The organism is Pseudomonas fluorescens (assembly GCF_001623525.1).
In the GTDB taxonomy this organism is placed as follows: Bacteria; Pseudomonadota; Gammaproteobacteria; order Pseudomonadales; family Pseudomonadaceae; genus Aquipseudomonas; species Aquipseudomonas fluorescens_Q.
This window is the reverse complement of sequence record NZ_CP015225.1, coordinates 3,523,769-3,543,366: the sequence shown is the minus strand read 5'-3', so window position 1 is coordinate 3,543,366 and position 19,598 is coordinate 3,523,769. Positions and strand designations below refer to the sequence as shown.

Below are 19,598 nucleotides of genomic sequence, written 5' to 3'. Positions count from 1 at the left end.
CATGGCTAATTTGCGTATTGCACTGGTGGCGGGAGAGGCTTCCGGTGACATTCTGGGCGCCGGTCTGATGCGCGCGCTCAAGACGCAGCACCCCGCTGTCGAATTCATTGGTGTTGGTGGGCCGTTGATGGAGGCCGAGGGGCTGACGTCCTATTTCCCGATGGAACGCCTGTCGGTGATGGGCCTGGTGGAAGTACTCGGTCGCCTGCGTGAGCTGCTGGCCCGGCGCAAGAAGCTGATCCAGACCCTGATCGATGAAAAACCGGATGTGTTCATCGGCATCGATGCGCCGGATTTCACCCTCAATATCGAACTCAAGTTACGTCAGGCCGGTATCAAGACCGTGCATTACGTCAGTCCATCGGTCTGGGCTTGGCGGCAGAAGCGGGTGCTGAAGATTCGCGAAGGTTGCGACCTGATGCTGACGCTGCTGCCGTTCGAAGCCCGGTTCTATGAAGAGAAGGGCGTGCCGGTTCGATTTGTCGGGCACACCCTGGCCGATACCATTCCCCTGCAAGCCGACCGCGATGCGGCCCGCCAGGCGTTGGGCCTGCCCGAGGGCCCCCTGGTGGCCTTGATGCCCGGCAGCCGGGGCGGCGAAGTGAGTCGCCTGGGTGGGCTGTTTTTCGACGCCGCCGAGCGCCTTCGGGCGCTGCGTCCCGGTGTACGTTTTGTCCTGCCGTGTGCCAGTGCGCAGCGTCGCGCGCAGTTGGAGGCGTTGCTGGTTGGTCGCGATTTGCCGGTGACGCTGCTCGACGGTCGTTCCCACGAAGCGTTGGCGGCCTGCGATGCCGTGTTGATTGCCTCCGGCACTGCTACCCTTGAAGCGCTGCTGTATAAACGCCCGATGGTGGTCGCCTATCGCCTGGCGCCGCTGACGTTCTGGATTCTCAAGCGCATGGTCAAGAGCCCTTACGTGTCCTTGCCGAACCTGTTGGCCCAGCGCTTGTTGGTGCCGGAGCTATTGCAGGACGAGGCGACCGCCGAGGCGCTGGCCACCACGCTGTCGCCCTTGATCGACGGCGGCGAGGAGCAGACCCGAGGCTTTGACGAAATCCACCGTACCTTGCGTCGTGATGCTTCCAACCAGGCGGCTGACGCGGTACTGACCCTGATTGGCGCAAAACCATGAGCAACTCAAAGCTACAGATGGGCCTGGACTTCAACCTGGTCGCCGAAGTGGAAGAACTTGTGGCTGGTGTCGATGAAGTGGGGCGTGGCCCGTTGTGCGGCGCGGTGGTGACGGCGGCGGTGATTCTCGACCCGAAGCGGCCGATCCTGGGCCTCAACGATTCGAAGAAACTCACTGAAGCCCGTCGCGAAAAGCTCTATGACGAGATCTGCGAGAAAGCCCTGAGCTGGTGCATCGCCCGGGCCGAAGTGGAAGAAATCGATGAACTCAATATCCTGCACGCCACCATGCTTGCCATGCAGCGTGCCGTGCAGGGCCTGCACATCACGCCGAAACTGGCGATGATCGATGGTAATCGCTGCCCGAAACTGTCGATGCGCGCCGAAGCGGTGATCCAGGGCGACGCCAAGGTGCCGGCCATCGCGGCGGCCTCGATCCTGGCGAAGGTCAGTCGCGACCGGGAAATGGCCGCTTTCGAATTGATTTACCCGGGCTATGGCATCGGCGGTCACAAGGGTTACCCGACCCCCGTTCATCTGGAAGCCCTGGCGCGCCTTGGGCCGACGCCCATCCATCGGCGTTCGTTCGCCCCGGTGCGGCTGGCTTATGAAGCCCGTGAAGGGGTGATCGAAATCGAGAGATTCGCCTGATCATTGTGGCGAGGGAGCTTGCTCCCGCTGGGGTGCGAAGCGCCCATAAGAAGGGGGCTGCTGCGCAGCCCAGCGGGAGCAAGCTCCCTCGCCAGAGGTTCCATCCTGAAGAGCACGGGTTGCAGGCTGATGTTTTACCCAAGGCCCGGTACAATCCGGGCCTTGTTGTTTTCATGACTTAACGCAGGATCACTATGCCGGCTTCATTCGTTCATCTACGCCTGCACACTGAATACTCCCTGGTCGACGGCCTGGTGCGGATCAAGCCATTGGTCAAGACCCTGGTGGGCATGAACATGCCTGCCGTAGCGGTCACCGACCAGAACAACATGTGTTCGCTGGTCAAATTCTACAAGGCCGCCATGGGCGCTGGGATCAAGCCGATCTGCGGTGCCGACCTGTGGCTGTCGAACAAGGACCCGGACGCGCCGTTGAGTCGCATCAGCCTGCTGGTGATGAATGCCGTGGGTTACCGCAACCTGACCGAGCTGATTTCTCGCGGCTTTATCGACGGCCAGCGCAATGGCTCGATCATCATCGAGCGCGAGTGGGTGGCTGAAGCCAGCGAAGGGCTGATCATGCTGTCGGCGGCCAAGGAGGGTGAAATCGGCCTGGCCCTGCTCAGTGGCAACGCCGAAGAGGCTGAAGTCCTGGCGCGCGACTGGATGGCGGTGTTTCCCGATCGCTTCTACATCGAAGTGCAGCGCACCAATCGCCCCAACGACGAAGAACACCTGCACGCTGCCGTGGCCCTGGCCGACAAGATAGGCGCGCCACTGGTGGCGACCAACGACGTGCGCTTCATCAAGCAGGAGGATTTCGAGGCCCACGAAACCCGTGTCTGCATTGGTGAGGGCCGCGCCCTTGATGATCCGCGCCGTCCGAAGAACTACAGCGACCAGCAATACCTCAAAAGCGCCGAGGAAATGGCCGAGTTGTTCAGCGATCTGCCGGAGGCGCTGGAAAACACCGTCGAGATCGCCAAGCGCTGCAACATCGAAGTGAAGCTGGGCAAGCACTTCCTGCCCAACTTCCCGATCCCCGATGGCATGACCATCGACGAGTATTTCCGCAAGGTGTCCTTCGATGGTCTTGAGGAGCGCCTCAGCGTCCTGCTGCCCAAGGACACCACCGAAGATTACGAAGCCAAGCGCCAGGTCTATGTCGATCGGTTGAATTTCGAGCTGGATATCATCATCCAGATGGGCTTTCCCGGTTACTTCCTGATCGTGATGGACTTTATCCAGTGGGCCAAGAACAACGGCGTGCCGGTGGGTCCTGGCCGTGGATCGGGTGCCGGGTCGCTGGTGGCCTATGTGCAGAAGATCACCGACCTCGATCCGCTGGAATATGACCTGCTGTTCGAACGTTTCCTCAACCCGGAACGGGTCTCCATGCCCGACTTCGACGTCGACTTCTGCATGGACGGTCGTGACCGGGTGATCGACTACGTGGCCGAGAAGTACGGTCGCAACGCCGTGAGCCAGATCATCACCTTCGGTTCCATGGCCGCCAAGGCCGTGGTGCGCGATGTGGCGCGGGTACAGGGCAAGTCCTACGGCCTGGCGGATCGTCTGTCGAAGATGATTCCGTTCGAAGTCGGCATGACGCTGGAAAAAGCCTACGAGCAGGAAGAAATCCTGCGGGACTTCATCAAGGTCGATGAAGAAGCCGCGGAAATCTGGGAAATGGCCCGCAAGCTCGAAGGCGTGGTGCGTAACGTTGGCAAGCACGCCGGTGGCGTGGTCATCGCGCCGACCAAACTGACCGACTTCTCGCCGATTTATTGCGATGAAGAAGGCGACGGCCTGGTGACCCAGTTCGACAAGGACGACGTCGAGGCGGCTGGCCTGGTGAAGTTCGACTTCCTCGGCCTGCGCACCCTGACCATCATCGACTGGGCGCTGAAAACCATCAACCGTGACCGGGCCAAGGTCGGCGAAGAACCGCTGGACATTGCCTTCATCCCGCTCGATGACAAGCCGACCTACAACCTGCTGCAAAAAGCCGAAACCACAGCGGTGTTCCAACTTGAATCCCGGGGCATGAAGGAGCTGATCAAAAAGCTCAAGCCCGACTGCCTGGAAGACCTGATCGCACTGGTGGCCCTGTTCCGTCCGGGCCCGCTGCAATCGGGCATGGTGGATGACTTCATCAACCGTAAGCACGGTCGCGCCGAGCTGGCGTACCCACACTCGGACTATCAGTACGAAGGCTTGAAACCGGTGCTGGCGCCGACCTACGGCATCATCCTGTACCAGGAACAGGTGATGCAGATTGCCCAGGTCATGGCCGGTTATACCCTTGGCGGCGCGGACATGCTGCGTCGGGCGATGGGTAAGAAAAAGCCCGAGGAAATGGCCAAGCAACGCGGCGGTTTCATTGAGGGGTGCGCCACCAACGGCATCGACCCTGACCTGGCCGGTAACATTTTCGACCTGGTGGAAAAGTTCGCCGGCTACGGCTTCAACAAATCCCACTCCGCCGCCTATGGCCTGGTGTCGTACCAGACCGCGTGGCTGAAGGCGCACTACCCGGCGCCATTCATGGCCGCGGTGCTGTCGGCGGATATGCACAACACCGACAAGGTCGTGACCTTGATCGAAGAAGTGCGGACCATGAAACTGCGCCTCGACGCACCGGACGTGAACGCTTCGGAGTTCAAGTTCACGGTGAACGACGAAGGCCGCATCATTTACGGCCTGGGCGCGATCAAGGGCGTGGGCGAGGGGCCGGTGGAAGCCATCACCGAAGCGCGCCAGGACGGGCCGTTCAAGGATCTGTTCGATTTCTGCGCCCGGGTCGACCTCAAGCGCATCAACAAGCGCACCCTCGACGGCTTGATCCGCAGTGGCGCCCTGGACCGCCTGGGGCCTTATTTCCAGGATGAGCCCAAGGCCTACCAGGCCAACATCGACCGCAACCGCGCGGTGTTGCTGGCGGCAATGGAGGAGGCGATCAAGGCCGCCGAACAGACTGCCCGCACCCATGACAGCGGCCATGCCGACCTGTTTGGCGGGCTGTTCGTCGAAGAAGACGCCGATGTCTACGGCAATCATCGCAAGGCCAAGGAGCTGACCCTCAAGGAACGCCTCAAGGGTGAGAAAGACACCCTGGGCCTGTACCTCACCGGGCACCCGATCGACGAATACGAAGGCGAGATCCGCCGCTTCGCCCGTCAGCGCATCATCGACCTCAAGCCGGCGCGCGATACGCAAACCGTCGCCGGCATGATCATCGCCCTGCGGGTGATGAAGAACAAAAAGGGCGACAAGATGGGTTTCATCACCCTCGACGACCGCTCCGGGCGCATCGAGGCGTCACTTTTCGCCGATGCGTTCCATTCGGCGCAGTCGCTGTTGCAGACCGACGCGATGGTGGTGGTGGAAGGCGAGGTCAGCAACGATGACTTTTCCGGTGGCCTGCGGCTGCGGGTCAAGCGGGTGATGAGCATGGAAGATGCCCGTACCAACCTGGCTGAAAGCCTGCGCCTGAAGTTGCAGACCCAGGATCTCAAGGGCGATCAGCTACGCTGGTTGGGCGAATTGTTCAAGCGCCATCGCGGTGCTTGTCCGATCACCATGGAGTACGTACGCCCCGATGCCAAGGCTGTGTTGCAGTTCGGCGAAGGCTGGCGGATCGATCCGGCGGATGCGTTGATTCAAGCCTTGCGTGACCAGTTCGGCAAAGACAACGTCTTCCTCCAATACCGTTGACGGCCAGGGGCCATTCTTGAAACCGGAATACCCCTGATCTCGACCCGAATTTTTAATCTCGACCTGAACGCGCCTCTCCCTTAAGGTAGGCGCGAATAGACAACCGGCCGGCCCAAGCTCTCTTGGACGTCGACCCAAGACGGACGCCTATGAACCCGAATTTTCTAGATTTCGAACAGCCGATCGCCGACCTGCAAGCCAAGATCGAAGAGTTGCGCTTGGTCGGTAATGACAATTCGCTGAATATCGGCGATGAAATCTCTCGTCTGCAGGACAAAAGCCGCACGCTGACCGAAGACATCTTCGGCAAGCTGACCAGCTGGCAGATCGCTCGCCTGGCGCGTCACCCGCGTCGTCCCTATACCCTGGACTACATCGAGCACATCTTCACCGAGTTCGATGAGCTGCATGGCGACCGTCACTTCTCCGACGACGCCGCGATCGTCGGCGGTGTCGCCCGTCTGGAAGACCAGCCAGTGATGGTGATCGGCCATCAGAAAGGCCGCGAAGTGCGCGAGAAAGTACGTCGCAACTTCGGCATGCCGCGTCCGGAAGGCTACCGCAAGGCCTGCCGCCTGATGGAAATGGCCGAGCGCTTCAAGATGCCGATCCTGACCTTCATCGACACGCCGGGTGCCTACCCGGGCATCGACGCCGAAGAGCGCAACCAGAGCGAAGCAATTGCCTGGAACCTGCGCGTCATGGCACGCCTGAAAACCCCGATCATCGCCACCGTGATTGGCGAAGGCGGTTCCGGCGGTGCGTTGGCCATCGGCGTCTGCGACCAGTTGAACATGCTGCAATATTCCACTTATGCGGTGATTTCGCCGGAAGGTTGCGCCTCGATCCTGTGGAAAACCGCCGAGAAGGCGCCGGATGCCGCCGAGGCCATGGGCATTACCGCCGAGCGTCTCAAAGGCCTGGGTATCGTCGATAAAGTGATCAGCGAGCCAGTCGGCGGCGCTCACCGCGATCCGGCTGCAGCGGCGGCACTGATCCGCGCCGAGCTGAGCTCGCAACTGTCGATGCTCAAGAAGTTCGACAACGAAGCGCTGCTGGCTCGTCGCTACGAGCGGTTGATGAGCTACGGCCTCTGATCTGACTGCAACACCCATGTGGGAGCGGGCTTGCTCGCGAAAGCGGTTTAACATTCAACAGATGCGTTGACTGGTACACCGCTTTCGCGAGCAAGTCCGCTCCCACATTTGTTTGTGCCAAGGCAAACCCTTATGAACCACAGCACGGACCTGCCAACCCGGCTCCTCACACAGCTATCCCCCTGGCGCAACGCCGCCAACTGGCGCATCGCCTTCTCCGGCGGCCTCGACTCCACCGTCCTGCTGCACCTGCTCGTAACCCTTTCTCAACGCCAACCCTTGCCCCCGCTGAGCGCTCTCCATGTGCATCACGGCCTCCAGGCGGTGGCCGAGGCGTGGCCGGACCATTGCCGTTCGGTCTGTGCGGCCCTGGGCGTGCCGCTGGATGTGGTGGCTGTGCAAGTGCGTCCAGGCCCCAGTGTCGAGCGCGCCGCGCGGGAAGCGCGTTACGCGGCCTTTGTCGCGGCGATCCACCGCAATGAAGTGCTGCTGACCGCCCAGCATCGCGATGACCAGGCCGAAACCCTGCTGTTTCGCCTGCTCAGGGGAGCGGGGGTGAAGGGCCTGGCGGCGATGCCGGCGCAGCGTCCTTTGGGTCAAGGGCATTTGCTGCGGCCCTTGCTCGATGTGCCCCGGGCGGAGCTGGAAGCCTATGCGAGGCAGCATGGCTTGAGCTGGATCGAAGACCCATCCAACGACGACCATCGGTACGCGCGCAATTACCTGCGCCAGCGAGTTTTTCCAGTGTTGGCCAAGCAATGGCCCCAAGCTTCGACGACCCTGGCTCGTAGCGCTGCGCACATGGGCGAAGCCCAGGGGTTGCTGGACGATCTGGCGCAAATCGACCTGGCCCAGGCCGCGACCCCGGGCGCGTTCGACTGGCTCGGGCTGCAATCCCTGGCGCTGGCGCCTTTGCGGGCGTTGTCGCCGGCCCGTCAGCGCAACGCCTTGAGCCACTGGCTGGCACCGATGACCCTGCTGCCCGACACCGATCACTGGTCGGGCTGGGACTCGTTGCGCGATGCTGCCGACGATGCCCGGCCGATCTGGCGCCTGGCCGGTGGCGAGCTGCATCGCGCCGCCGGGCGGGTCTGGTGGTTATCCGACCACTGGCTATGTTCGCTGCCAGGCACCGTCGACTGGGCCGATCCGGCGGTTGCGCTGCGCTTGCCGGGCAATGGTCGGGTAGTGCTCGACGGCACGCCGCCTGCGGGACCGCTTAGCGTGCGCTATCGTCAAGGCGGCGAGGTGATGGTGTTAGCGGGTCGTGGTCATCGTGACCTCAAGCGTTTGCTCAATGAAAAGGCCGTGCCGGTGTTCGTTCGCGGCCGATTGCCGCTGCTCTATCAGGGCGAGCAATTGCTGGCGGTGGCCAATCTGACCGGGCTCGATGCACAGGCTGATGGCAGTTGGCAATTGATCTGGACGCCAGGAAGCCAAGATCTGGGTTTGAGCTGAAAGGGGCTTTCCGGTAGACTACGCTCCCTTCTTGATACAACTTCTGTGGATTCGCCTGAATTGCAGGAGTTGCCGATTACCAAGCAGTCTTTGCTGGGCGATTCCAAAAAATGTGTAGCGAGCAACGTACCGGTGATTTCACTTCCGGTCTGTCCCAACGCGGCGGTTTTTTTGAAAGGTGCACTGTGATTAATGCAGGTGATCGGGGGCTTCGGCCTTCCTTCGCTTTCCCCGGCGGCTCGGACCGCTTTAACGCAGACTTCTAGGGTTTTTCATGACGCGCTACATATTCGTCACGGGCGGTGTTGTTTCTTCATTGGGGAAAGGCATTGCCTCGGCTTCATTGGCGGCCATCCTGGAGGCGCGGGGACTTAAGGTCACCATGCTCAAGCTGGACCCGTACATCAACGTCGACCCGGGCACCATGAGCCCGTTCCAGCACGGTGAAGTGTTCGTCACCCACGACGGCGCCGAGACCGACCTGGACCTGGGCCACTACGAGCGGTTCATCCGCACCACCATGACCCAGAACAACAACTTCACCACCGGCCGTGTCTACGAGCACGTGCTGCGCAAGGAGCGTCGTGGTGACTACCTGGGCGCGACCATCCAGGTCATCCCGCACATCACCGACGAAATCAAGCGCCGCATCATCAAGGGTGCCGGCGATGCCGACGTGGCGATGGTCGAGATCGGTGGTACCGTGGGCGACATCGAGTCCCAGCCGTTCCTCGAAGCCATCCGCCAGTTGCGTTTTGAAATCGGCGCCAAGCGCGCGATGCTGATGCACCTGACCCTGGTCCCGTACATCGCCACCGCTGGCGAAACCAAGACCAAGCCGACCCAGCACTCGGTCAAGGAACTGCGTTCCATCGGCCTGCAGCCGGACGTGCTGATCTGCCGCTCCGATCACCCGATCGACATCTCTTCGCGTCGCAAGATCGCCCAGTTCACCAACGTTGAAGAGCGTGCGGTCATCGGTCTGGAAGACGCCGACACCATCTACAAGATTCCGGGCATCCTGCACTCCCAGGGCCTGGACGACTTCGTCGTCGAGCGCTTCGGCCTGCAATGCGCCAGTGCCGATCTGTCCGAGTGGGAAGCCGTGGTCGATGCCAAGCTCAACCCGGAGCACGAAGTCACCATCGCCATGGTCGGCAAGTACATGGAACTGCTGGACGCCTACAAGTCGCTGATCGAGGCGATGAGTCACGCCGGCATCAGCAACCGTACCAAGGTCAACCTGCGCTACATCGATTCCGAAGACATCGAGAACCAGGGCACCGGCCTGCTCGAAGGCGCCGATGCGATCCTCGTGCCGGGCGGCTTCGGCCTGCGGGGCGTGGAAGGCAAGATCACTGCCGTGCAATACGCTCGCGAAAACAAGGTGCCCTACCTGGGTATCTGCCTGGGCATGCAAGTGGCGGTCATCGAGTTCGCCCGTAACGTGTTGGGCTGGAAAGATGCCAACTCCACCGAGTTCGATCGTGCCAGCGGCCATCCGGTCGTGGGCCTGATCACCGAGTGGGAAGATGCTACCGGTGCCGTGGAAGTGCGTACCGAAAGTTCGGACCTGGGCGGCACTATGCGTCTCGGTGCCCAGGAATGCCTGCTGGAAGCCGGCTCCAAGGTGCACGATTGCTACGCCAAGGATGTGATCGTCGAGCGTCACCGTCATCGCTACGAAGTGAACAACAACCTGTTGCCACAGTTGATCGAAGCCGGCCTGAAAATCTCCGGTCGTTCCGGTGACGGCGCGCTGGTCGAAGTGGTCGAGGCTCCGGATCACCCATGGTTCGTCGCCTGCCAGTTCCACCCCGAGTTCACCTCGACACCACGGGACGGTCATCCGTTGTTCAGCGGTTTCGTGAAAGCCGCTTTGGCTCAACACCAGAAAAAGGCATAAGACGATGGCTCAGAAGATAATCCGCGTCGGCGACATCGAGGTTGCCAACGACAAGCCCATGGTGCTGTTTGGCGGCATGAACGTGCTGGAAAGCCGCGACATGGCGATGCAGGTCTGCGAAGAGTACGTGAAGGTCACCCAGAAACTGGGGATTCCTTATGTCTTCAAGGCCAGTTTCGACAAGGCCAACCGTTCGTCCGTGACGTCCTACCGTGGCCCAGGCCTGGAAGAAGGCATGCGGATCTTCCAGGACATCAAGCAAGCCTTTGGCGTGCCGATCATCACCGACGTCCACGAGCCGGTCCAGGCCGCCGTCGCCGCCGAGGTCTGCGACGTCATCCAGTTGCCGGCCTTCCTGTCGCGCCAGACCGACCTGGTGGTCGCGATGGCCAAGACCGGCGCGGTGATCAATATCAAGAAAGCCCAGTTCCTCGCGCCCCAGGAAATGAAACACATCCTGAGCAAGTGCGAAGAGGCCGGCAATGACCAGTTGATCCTCTGCGAGCGTGGTTCGAGCTTCGGCTACAACAACCTGGTGGTGGACATGCTCGGCTTCGGCATCATGAAGCAGTTTGAGTACCCGGTGCTCTTCGACGTGACGCATGCCTTGCAGATGCCTGGCGGTCGTTCCGACTCCGCTGGCGGTCGGCGCGCCCAGGTCACTGATCTGGCCAAGGCGGGCATGAGCCAGTCCCTGGCCGGTCTGTTCCTCGAAGCCCACCCCGATCCAGACAACGCCAAGTGCGATGGTCCTTGTGCCTTGCGTTTGAACAAGCTGGAACCCTTCCTGTCTCAGCTCAAGGCGTTGGACGAGTTGGTCAAGAGTTTTCCGACGATAGAAACCGCGTAACGCGGTTTTCTCCGGTAAAGTACCGCTCGATTATCGCTCTGGCCTGCGGGCTGCACCGTTCTTGAGGGCACGCCTTGTACCCTGTGGCGAGGGAGCTTGCTCCCGCTGGAGTGCGAAGCGCTCCCGTTGAGTTCAAGTCGTGTCGCAGCCGAGTGGGAGCAAGCTTCCTGCAACGTTCTAGTCAACTTTGGAGTGTTTACAACAATGGCAAAAATCGTCGACATCAAAGGTCGTGAAGTTCTCGACTCCCGTGGCAACCCCACTGTTGAAGCGGACGTGCTTCTCGACAACGGTATCATCGGCAGCGCCTGCGCGCCGTCCGGTGCTTCCACTGGCTCGCGCGAAGCGCTGGAGCTGCGTGATGGCGACAAGAGCCGTTACCTGGGCAAGGGCGTGCTCAAAGCCGTCGCCAACATCAACGGTCCGATCCGCGACCTGTTGCTGGGCAAGGACCCTGCCGACCAGAAAGCCCTCGATCACGCGATGATCAAGCTCGACGGTACCGAGAACAAAGCCTCCCTGGGCGCCAACGCGATCCTCGCCGTGTCCCTGGCCGCCGCCAAGGCCGCTGCCCAGGACCAGGACCTGCCGCTGTACGCCCACATCGCCAACCTCAACGGTACCCCGGGTGTCTACTCGATGCCGGTGCCGATGATGAACATCATCAACGGCGGCGAGCATGCCGATAACAACGTCGACATCCAGGAGTTCATGGTGCAGCCGGTTGGCGCCAAGACCTTCTCCGAAGGCCTGCGCATGGGCACCGAGATTTTCCATCACCTCAAGGCCGTGCTGAAGGCCCGTGGCCTGAGCACTGCCGTTGGCGACGAAGGCGGTTTCGCACCGAACCTGGCGTCCAACGAAGACGCGCTGAAAGTGATCTCCGAAGCCGTGGCCAACGCTGGCTACAAGCTGGGCACCGACGTGACCCTGGCCCTGGACTGCGCCGCCAGCGAGTTCTTCGAAGACGGCAAGTACAACCTGTCCGGCGAAGGCCAGGTGTTCACTGCCGAAGGTTTCGCCGACTACCTCAAGGGCCTGACCGAGCGTTATCCGATCATCTCCATCGAGGACGGCCTGGACGAGTCCGACTGGGCTGGCTGGAAAATCCTCACCGACAAGATCGGCGAGAAAACCCAGCTGGTGGGTGACGACCTGTTCGTGACCAACACCAAGATCCTGAAAGAAGGCATCGACAAGAAGATCGCCAACTCGATCCTGATCAAGTTCAACCAGATCGGCACCCTGACCGAAACCCTGGAAGCCATCCAGATGGCCAAGGCTGCCGGCTACACCGCCGTGATCTCTCACCGTTCCGGTGAAACCGAAGACTCGACCATTGCCGACCTGGCCGTGGGCACTGCGGCAGGCCAGATCAAGACCGGTTCGCTGTGCCGTTCCGACCGCGTTTCCAAGTACAACCAACTGCTGCGTATCGAAGAGCAATTGAATGGCAAGGCCAAGTACAACGGTCGCGCCGAGTTTCGCGGTTAAGCGGTAAATGGTAAAAAGACAGCGGTTTAGGTCGCAAAAGTCGCCATGGCGGCGGTTTTGTCTCTAATCTGATGCCTTATCAAGCACAAGCCTGGTTCTTCCAGGCTTCGTGCTATCAGACGCTTCAAAGTTTGGCATGGCGGTCTTTTTTCACTGGATACCTGATATTCGATGCGCAGTCCCAATTGGTTGTTTCTTGTCTTGCTCCTGTTGCTGGCCGGCCTGCAGTACCGCCTGTGGGTGGGCAATGGCAGCTTGGCGCAAGTGGCCGACCTGACTCAGCAAATTGCCGACCAACACGCCGAAAACGAGGCGCTGCTGGAGCGTAATCGGGTGATGGACGCCGAAGTGACAGAGCTGAAAAAAGGCATGGAGACCGTTGAAGAGCGGGCTCGACATGAACTGGGCATGGTCAAGGAGGGCGAAACCCTCTACCAGTTGGCCCAATGAGTATTCGTTTGCCGGCCTTCTGGGCCGTGATTCCTGCCGCGGGCGTTGGCGCTCGTATGGCTGCGGACCGTCCCAAGCAATACCTGCAATTGGGCGGACGCACAATTCTTGAACACAGCCTCGGCTGTTTCCTCGACCATCCCACCGTCAAGGGCGTGGTGGTCAGCCTTGCACACGATGATCCCTACTGGCCGACCCTGGCCTGTGCCAACGACACACGCATCCAGCGTGTCGACGGTGGCGAGCAACGTTCGGATTCAGTGCTCAATGCCTTGCTGCACCTGCACGAGCAGGGCGCCGACGATCACGACTGGGTGCTGGTGCACGACGCAGCCCGGCCCAACCTGGCCCGGGCCGACCTGGACACACTGCTCAGCGAGTTGGCGAACGACCCGGTCGGCGGCCTGCTGGCTGTCCCAGCGCGCGACACCCTCAAGCGCGTCGACAAACACGGCCGCGTGTTGGAGACCGTTGACCGCAGCGTGATCTGGCAAGCCTACACGCCACAGATGTTCCGCCTCGGCGCCTTGCATCGGGCCCTGGCTGACAGCCTGGTGGCGGATGCGGTGATTACCGATGAAGCGTCCGCCATGGAGTGGGCGGGGCAGGCGCCACGGCTGATCGAAGGGCGGGCCGATAACATCAAGGTCACCCGGCCGGAAGATTTGGAGTGGTTGCGCCAGCGCTGGGCTGGTCGTCGCTGATCAACTTTTGATCAACTCCAATACCGTGCCGCGTCCTTCGCGAGCAAGCCCGCGAAGGCGATAGTCCAGGCGCGGATAAATCACGGACAGAAAACGGCTGAGCCTAACCCCGATACTCCGGCCGCCCAGCCAACCCTTCCTTCAAATAATCCACCAACTTGCGCACCTTCGGCGACAAGTGTCGCTGCTGTGGGTACAACGCCCACACCGCCGTATTCGGCGGCTGATGAGCCTCCAGCAGCGAGATCAACGCACCACTGTGCAAATGCTCCAGCACGTAATAATCCGGCAGTTGGCACAACCCCACACCTTGCAACGCCGCATCGAGCACCGCTTGCCCGCTGTTGCAGCGCCAGTTTCCCTGTACCCGCTGGGAAAATTCCCGCCCATTCTGCTCCAACTGCCAGATGTCGGAGCTGCCGATCAGGCAGTTGTGGCGGCTCAGTTCCGACAGACTATGGGGCCGCCCGTAGCGTTCCAGGTATGAGGGGGAAGCGCACAGGTACATGCGCCGCGGTGCCAGGCGCGTAGCGACCAGGCGGGAGTCCTGCAAGCGACCCAGGCGAATCGCCAGGTCCAGGCTCTCATGTACCAGGTCCAATGGGCGATTGCTCAGCTCGATGTCGACCCGCAACTGCGGGTAGAGCCCCATGAAGCGCGTCACCAGCGGCACGATAAATCGCTCGCCGTAGGCCACGGCGCAGGTCATGCGCAGCATGCCCTTGGGTTCGCTGGCCAGGTCGCCGACGGCCCGCAGTGCTTCCTCGCGTCCGTCCTGCAGGCGTTGGCAATGCTGCAAAAAGGTTTGCCCGGCTTCGGTCAGTGTCACCCGGCGGGTACTGCGGTACAGCAAACGTGTTTGTAGACGTTCTTCGAGCCGTACGATTTGTCGACTGATATGGGAAGACGACACCCCGAGGCGTTCGGCGGCGGCGGTGAATTGACTGCATTCGGCCACGGCGACGAACTCGTCGATCCCCTCCCAGCGGTTTTCGGACATGAAAGATTATCCCTGTACGGCAATAATGTTTTGCTTTTGGTTGGATTATTCATCGTCCGGCGGAGGATTACACTCCCGGTCTTGTTTTTATTTGCTGGAGAGACCGGATGATCAAGTCGCGCGCTGCCGTTGCCTTCGAGGCCAAGAAACCCCTGGAAATCGTTGAAGTCGACGTCGCCATGCCCAAGGCGGGCGAAGTGCTGTTGCGCGTGGTGGCTTCCGGTGTCTGCCACACCGATGCCTACACCTTGTCGGGCGCCGACCCGGAAGGGATCTTCCCGTCGATCCTCGGCCACGAAGGCGGCGCTATTGTCGAAGCCGTCGGCGAAGGCGTGACCTCGGTCGCGGTGGGGGACCATGTGATCCCGCTGTACACCCCGGAGTGCGGCCAGTGCAAATTCTGTAAGTCGGGCAAGACCAACCTCTGCCAAGCGATTCGCGCCACCCAGGGCAAAGGCCTGATGCCGGACGGCACTTCGCGCTTTTCCTACAAGGGCGAGACGATTTTCCACTACATGGGCACCTCGACGTTCTCCGAGTACACCGTGCTGCCGGAAATCTCCGTCGCGAAGATTCCTAAAGAAGCGCCGCTGGAAAAAGTCTGCCTGCTGGGTTGTGGTGTCACCACTGGCATCGGCGCGGTCCTCAACACTGCCAAGGTCAAGCCAGGTGATACCGTGGCGATCTTCGGCCTGGGCGGCATCGGCCTTTCGGCCGTGATTGGTGCCGTGAAGGCCAAGGCCTCGCGCATCATTGCCATTGACATCAACCCGGCCAAGTTCGAAATCGCCAAGCAACTGGGCGCTACCGATTGCGTCAACCCGAAAGACTTCGATCGTCCGATCCAGGAGGTCATCGTGGATATGACCGACGGCGGCGTGGACTTTTCCTTCGAGTGCATCGGCAATGTCCAGTTGATGCGTGCCGCGCTGGAGTGCTGCCACAAAGGGTGGGGCGAGTCGGTGATCATCGGCGTGGCCGGCGCCGGCCAGGAAATCGCCACCCGTCCCTTCCAGTTGGTGACCGGGCGCGTCTGGCGCGGTTCGGCCTTTGGTGGCGTGCGCGGTCGCAGCGAATTGCCAAGCTACGTGGACATGGCCGAGAAGGGCGAAATCCCGCTGGATACTTTCATTACCCACACCATGGGCCTGGAAGATATCAACAAGGCATTCGACCTGATGCATGAAGGCAAGAGCATCCGCACCGTTATTCATTTCTGAGGTCGGTCATGAGCCTGGAAAACATTTCTTGCCAGAAAAGCTTCGACGGCTGGCACAAACGTTACCGGCACCGTTCCGACGTGCTCGGTTGTGACATGGTGTTTGCCGTGTACCTACCGCCGCAAGCGGAGCAGGGCGGCAAGTTGCCTGTTCTGTACTGGTTGTCCGGGTTGACCTGCACCGACGAGAACTTCATGCAAAAGGCCGGTGCCCAGCGCATGGCCGCCGAGTTGGGCCTGATCATCGTTGCGCCGGACACCAGCCCCCGTGGCGCCGACGTGCCGGGCGATCCGGACGGCGCCTGGGACTTCGGCCTGGGGGCGGGTTTTTATCTGAACGCCACGCAGGATCCGTGGGCGCGGCACTATCGGATGCATGACTACGTGGTGCAGGAATTGCCGGCGCTGGTCGAAGCGCATTTCCCGGCTTCTGACAAACGTGGCATCAGTGGCCACTCCATGGGCGGCCACGGTGCGCTGGTCTGCGCCTTGCGCAACCCGGGGCGTTACCGTTCGGTGTCGGCCTTTTCGCCGATCAACAATCCGATGGATTGTCCATGGGGCCAGAAGGCTTTCTCTCGTTACCTGGGGGAAGACCGCTCGAAATGGCGTGAATGGGATGCCTGTGCGTTGATTGCCGAGGCGCAGGAGAAGCTGCCATTGCTGGTGGACCAGGGCGATCGTGATGATTTCCTGGCCAACCAGCTCAAGCCCGAAGCCCTGCAACAGGCGGCCAAGGCTGCTGATCATCCATTGGAATTGCGCCTGCAACCGGGCTACGACCACAGCTACTTCTTCATCGCCAGCTTCATCGACGACCACTTGCAGCATCATGCGCGCGCTCTAAACGTCTAATGCAGGTAGAATCACGCCCTGACAAAAATCGGGGCGTTTTTTTATGCGTATTGGCCACGGCTACGATGTTCACCGTTTCGCTGAAGGCGACTTCATTACTCTGGGCGGCGTGCGGATCGCACACGGCTTCGGGCTGCTCGCGCATTCTGACGGTGATGTCCTGCTGCATGCCTTGAGCGATGCACTGCTCGGCGCCGCGGCCCTGGGTGACATCGGCAAGCACTTCCCCGACACCGACCCGCAATTCAAGGGCGCCGACAGCCGTGCGCTACTGCGTCATGTGGTTTCACTGATCCACGCCAAGGGCTGGAAAGTCGGCAATGTCGATAACACCATCGTTGCCCAGGCCCCCAAGATGGCGCCGCACATCGAAGCGATGCGCCAGCTGATTGCCGAGGATCTTCAAGTTGAGTTGGACCAAGTGAACGTGAAAGCCACCACCACCGAGAAGCTTGGTTTCGTCGGTCGCGAAGAAGGCATTGCCGTCCACTCCGTCGCCTTGTTGCTGCGCCCATGACTGAACTGGAACTACTGGGCCCGCGTGCCTACGGCGAACCGCTGGGCAGTGCGGTACTCAAGGCCACCGCTGAAGATTTCCAGGTCGATGAAGTGCTCGACATCCCGTTGACCGGTGATGGCGAGCACTTGTGGATCTGGGTTGAAAAACGTGGTTTGAACACCGAAGAAGCCGCCCGGCGAATCGCCAAGGCTGCCGGCGTGCCGTTGCGCACTGTCAGCTACGCCGGGCTCAAGGACCGTCAGGCCCTGACCCGCCAGTGGTTCAGCATCCAATTGCCGGGCAAGGCCGATCCGGACCTGTCGGCGGCAGAGAACGACACGCTGAAAATTCTCAAGACCGCACGCCACAGGCGCAAGCTGCAACGCGGCGCGCACTCGGCCAATGGCTTTACCTTGCGGCTGACTCAATTCAACGGCGACACGACGGCGATCGATGCGCGGCTGCAACAGATTGTCCGCCAGGGCATCCCCAACTATTTTGGCGCCCAGCGCTTCGGCCATGACGGCGGCAATGTCGTCGATGCCCGGGCCTGGGCGGCGCGCAAGGCGTTGCCGGAACAGCGCAATGTACGCTCGCGGTTGTTGTCCACCGCCCGCAGCTTTCTGTTCAACCGGGTGTTGGCGGCGCGGGTTGCCGACGGCACCTGGCAGCAGGCCCAGGTTGGCGATTTGCTTGCCTTCACCGACAGCCGCAGTTTTTTCCCAGCCGGCGAGGCTGAGTGCAGCGACCCGCGCCTGGCCATTCTCGACTTGCACCCGACCGGGCCACAGTGGGGCGAGGGACCTTCGCCTGCCGCTGGCGCGACGTTCGAGTTGGAACAAGCCATCGCCGCGGGCGAAGCCGACCTGCGGGACTGGTTGATAAACGCGGGAATGAGTCACGAACGTCGCATCCTGCGACTGCCCATTGGCGGCCTGTCGTGGCATTATCCCCAGCCTGACATTCTGCAATTGGAATTCGTCCTGCCGGCCGGATGTTTCGCCACTGTCTTGGTGCGCGAACTCGTCGAATTGGTGCCGGTGGGGCAGACGGACAGCCCATGCGTATTCTGATTTCTAACGACGACGGGGTGACAGCACCCGGTCTTGCCGCGCTTTATGCTGCGCTGGCGGATTTTGCCGAGTGCGTGGTCATCGCCCCGGACCAGGACAAAAGCGGCGCCAGCAGCTCGCTGACGCTCGACCGTCCGTTGCACCCCTGCTATCTGGATAACGGTTTCATCAGCCTCAATGGTACGCCGACCGATTGCGTGCACCTGGGCCTCAACGGCTTGCTGGAGCGTGAGCCGGACATGGTGGTGTCAGGTATCAACCTGGGCGCCAACCTGGGGGACGACGTGCTTTATTCCGGCACGGTTGCCGCCGCCCTGGAAGGTCGTTTCCTGGACAAGCCATCGTTTGCCTTTTCGTTTGTTTCGCGGCAGGTCGATAACTTGCCGACCGCCGCCTATTTCGCCCGTAAACTGATCGAAGCCCACGGCGAGTTGGAGCTGCCGCCACGCACGGTGCTGAACGTGAATATCCCCAACCTGCCGCTCGATCACATCCGTGGCATCCAGCTCACTCGCCTGGGCCACCGTGCCCGGGCCGCCAAACCGATGCATGTCGTCGACCCGCGCGGCAAGGCCGGTTACTGGATCGCCGCCGCCGGTGATGCCGAAGACGGTGGGCCGGGCACTGATTTCCATGCGGTGATGCAAGGTTATGTCTCGATCACGCCGTTGCAGTTGGACCGTACCTTCAACGACGCCTTTCGAAATCTCGATGGCTGGCTGGAGGGGCTGCGCTGATGGCTCGTGAGCAAGACGATATGCTGCGCCGCGGAATCGGCATGACCTCCCAGCGCACCCGTGAACGACTGATCCAGCGTCTCTACGAAGAAGGTCTCTCCAACGCCCAGGTGTTGGAGGTGATTCGCCGTACGCCGCGCCATCTGTTCGTCGATGAAGCCCTGGCCCATCGCGCCTATGAAGACACGGCGTTGCCGATCGGCCATAACCAGACCATTTCCCAGCCATACATGGTGGCCCGCATGAGCGAGTTGCTGCTGGAGGCGGGGCCGCTGGACAAGGTGATGGAGATCGGTACCGGCTCGGGTTACCAGACGGCGGTGCTGTCGCAACTGGTCGAGCGGGTGTTTTCCGTAGAGCGGATCAAGGTACTGCAGGATCGCGCCAAGGAACGCCTGGTTGAGTTGAACCTGCGCAACGTGGTGTTTCGCTGGGGAGATGGCTGGGAGGGGTGGCCGGCCCTGGCGCCGTACAACGGCATCATCGTGACCGCGGTGGCCACCGATGTACCCCAGGCCCTGCTGGATCAGCTTGCTCCCGGCGGGCGACTGGTCATTCCGGTGGGTGCCGGTGAAGTCCAGCAACTGATGCTGATCGTGCGTGAAGAACATGGTTTTTCACGGCACGTCCTGGGGGCGGTGCGGTTCGTGCCGTTACTCAATGGGCCGTTGGCCTGAGCATTTATAAACACACGCTGAATTCCGTCGCCTGGCCTGTGTCTTACAGCGGCACCGATTTGCTGAACAGAGTCCAACGGC

Annotated in this window: 17 protein-coding genes; 16 read left to right on the top strand and 1 reads right to left on the bottom strand. The window is 61.3% G+C overall.

Annotated elements, in window-relative coordinates:
* The first annotated feature begins 1 nt into the window (after position 1).
* The 10 genes from lpxB to ispD all read left to right on the top strand — a co-directional run bounded on the left by lpxB (position 2) and on the right by ispD (position 13,457).
* On the top strand, positions 2-1,132 hold the full coding sequence (gene lpxB / locus TK06_RS15285) for a lipid-A-disaccharide synthase (protein WP_063322759.1): 1,131 nt from the start codon (positions 2-4) through the stop codon (positions 1,130-1,132).
* Positions 1,129-1,782: a ribonuclease HII gene (rnhB, locus tag TK06_RS15280; RefSeq protein ID WP_063322758.1), complete on the top strand. Its 654-nt coding sequence runs from the start codon at positions 1,129-1,131 to the stop codon at positions 1,780-1,782. The genes lpxB and rnhB overlap by 4 nt, the downstream gene beginning before the upstream one ends.
* Before the next feature lie 194 nt (positions 1,783-1,976).
* Positions 1,977-5,498, top strand: coding sequence for a DNA polymerase III subunit alpha (gene dnaE / locus TK06_RS15275; RefSeq protein WP_063322757.1), 3,522 nt, complete (start codon positions 1,977-1,979; stop codon positions 5,496-5,498).
* Between the two features lie 149 nt (positions 5,499-5,647).
* Complete coding sequence (locus TK06_RS15270; RefSeq protein ID WP_063322756.1) at positions 5,648-6,595, top strand: acetyl-CoA carboxylase carboxyltransferase subunit alpha; 948 nt, start codon at positions 5,648-5,650, stop codon at positions 6,593-6,595.
* 132 nt (positions 6,596-6,727) lie between these two features.
* Complete coding sequence (tilS, locus tag TK06_RS15265; protein ID WP_063322755.1) at positions 6,728-8,053, top strand: tRNA lysidine(34) synthetase TilS; 1,326 nt, start codon at positions 6,728-6,730, stop codon at positions 8,051-8,053.
* A 274-nt stretch (positions 8,054-8,327) separates the two neighbouring features.
* Complete coding sequence (locus TK06_RS15260) at positions 8,328-9,959, top strand: CTP synthase (protein ID WP_003198266.1); 1,632 nt, start codon at positions 8,328-8,330, stop codon at positions 9,957-9,959.
* Positions 9,960-9,963: 4 nt separating this feature from the next.
* Positions 9,964-10,809: a 3-deoxy-8-phosphooctulonate synthase gene (kdsA, locus tag TK06_RS15255; RefSeq protein ID WP_063322754.1), complete on the top strand. Its 846-nt coding sequence runs from the start codon at positions 9,964-9,966 to the stop codon at positions 10,807-10,809.
* Positions 10,810-11,013: 204 nt separating this feature from the next.
* On the top strand, positions 11,014-12,303 hold the full coding sequence (gene eno / locus TK06_RS15250; protein ID WP_063322753.1) for a phosphopyruvate hydratase: 1,290 nt from the start codon (positions 11,014-11,016) through the stop codon (positions 12,301-12,303).
* A 171-nt stretch (positions 12,304-12,474) separates the two neighbouring features.
* Positions 12,475-12,753 (top strand): cell division protein FtsB, encoded by a 279-nt coding sequence (gene ftsB / locus TK06_RS15245; protein ID WP_003184873.1) that lies wholly within the window; start codon positions 12,475-12,477, stop codon positions 12,751-12,753.
* Entirely contained in the window at positions 12,750-13,457 is a 708-nt protein-coding gene (gene ispD, locus TK06_RS15240) for a 2-C-methyl-D-erythritol 4-phosphate cytidylyltransferase (protein ID WP_063322752.1), read from the top strand. Before ftsB ends, ispD begins: the two co-directional genes overlap by 4 nt.
* A gap of 103 nt (positions 13,458-13,560) precedes the next feature.
* Here ispD and TK06_RS15235 read toward each other — a convergent pair whose 3' ends face one another.
* Complete coding sequence (locus TK06_RS15235; RefSeq protein WP_063322751.1) at positions 13,561-14,457, bottom strand: LysR substrate-binding domain-containing protein; 897 nt, start codon at positions 14,455-14,457, stop codon at positions 13,561-13,563.
* Between the two features lie 107 nt (positions 14,458-14,564).
* Between TK06_RS15235 and TK06_RS15230 the strand changes: the two genes are divergently transcribed.
* Genes TK06_RS15230 through TK06_RS15205 form a run of 6 tightly spaced genes read left to right on the top strand, consistent with a single transcriptional unit; the run spans position 14,565 to position 19,517 of the window.
* The gene (locus TK06_RS15230; RefSeq protein WP_063322750.1) at positions 14,565-15,677 is read left to right on the top strand and encodes an S-(hydroxymethyl)glutathione dehydrogenase/class III alcohol dehydrogenase; all 1,113 of its coding nucleotides are present in this window, start codon (positions 14,565-14,567) and stop codon (positions 15,675-15,677) included.
* A gap of 8 nt (positions 15,678-15,685) precedes the next feature.
* Entirely contained in the window at positions 15,686-16,531 is an 846-nt protein-coding gene (fghA, locus tag TK06_RS15225; RefSeq protein WP_063322749.1) for an S-formylglutathione hydrolase, read from the top strand.
* A 43-nt stretch (positions 16,532-16,574) separates the two neighbouring features.
* Positions 16,575-17,048, top strand: a complete 474-nt coding sequence (ispF, locus tag TK06_RS15220) for a 2-C-methyl-D-erythritol 2,4-cyclodiphosphate synthase (RefSeq protein ID WP_063322748.1) — start codon at positions 16,575-16,577, stop codon at positions 17,046-17,048.
* A complete protein-coding gene (gene truD, locus TK06_RS15215) occupies positions 17,045-18,103 on the top strand; it encodes a tRNA pseudouridine(13) synthase TruD (protein ID WP_063322747.1) in 1,059 nt (352 codons plus the stop codon). The genes ispF and truD overlap by 4 nt, the downstream gene beginning before the upstream one ends.
* Complete coding sequence (gene surE / locus TK06_RS15210; RefSeq protein ID WP_063322746.1) at positions 18,091-18,840, top strand: 5'/3'-nucleotidase SurE; 750 nt, start codon at positions 18,091-18,093, stop codon at positions 18,838-18,840. Before truD ends, surE begins: the two co-directional genes overlap by 13 nt.
* A gap of 41 nt (positions 18,841-18,881) precedes the next feature.
* Positions 18,882-19,517 carry a protein-L-isoaspartate(D-aspartate) O-methyltransferase gene (locus TK06_RS15205; protein WP_170862085.1) on the top strand — a complete coding sequence of 212 codons (636 nt, stop codon included), beginning with the start codon at positions 18,882-18,884 and terminating at the stop codon, positions 19,515-19,517.
* Positions 19,518-19,598: the final 81 nt, after the last annotated feature.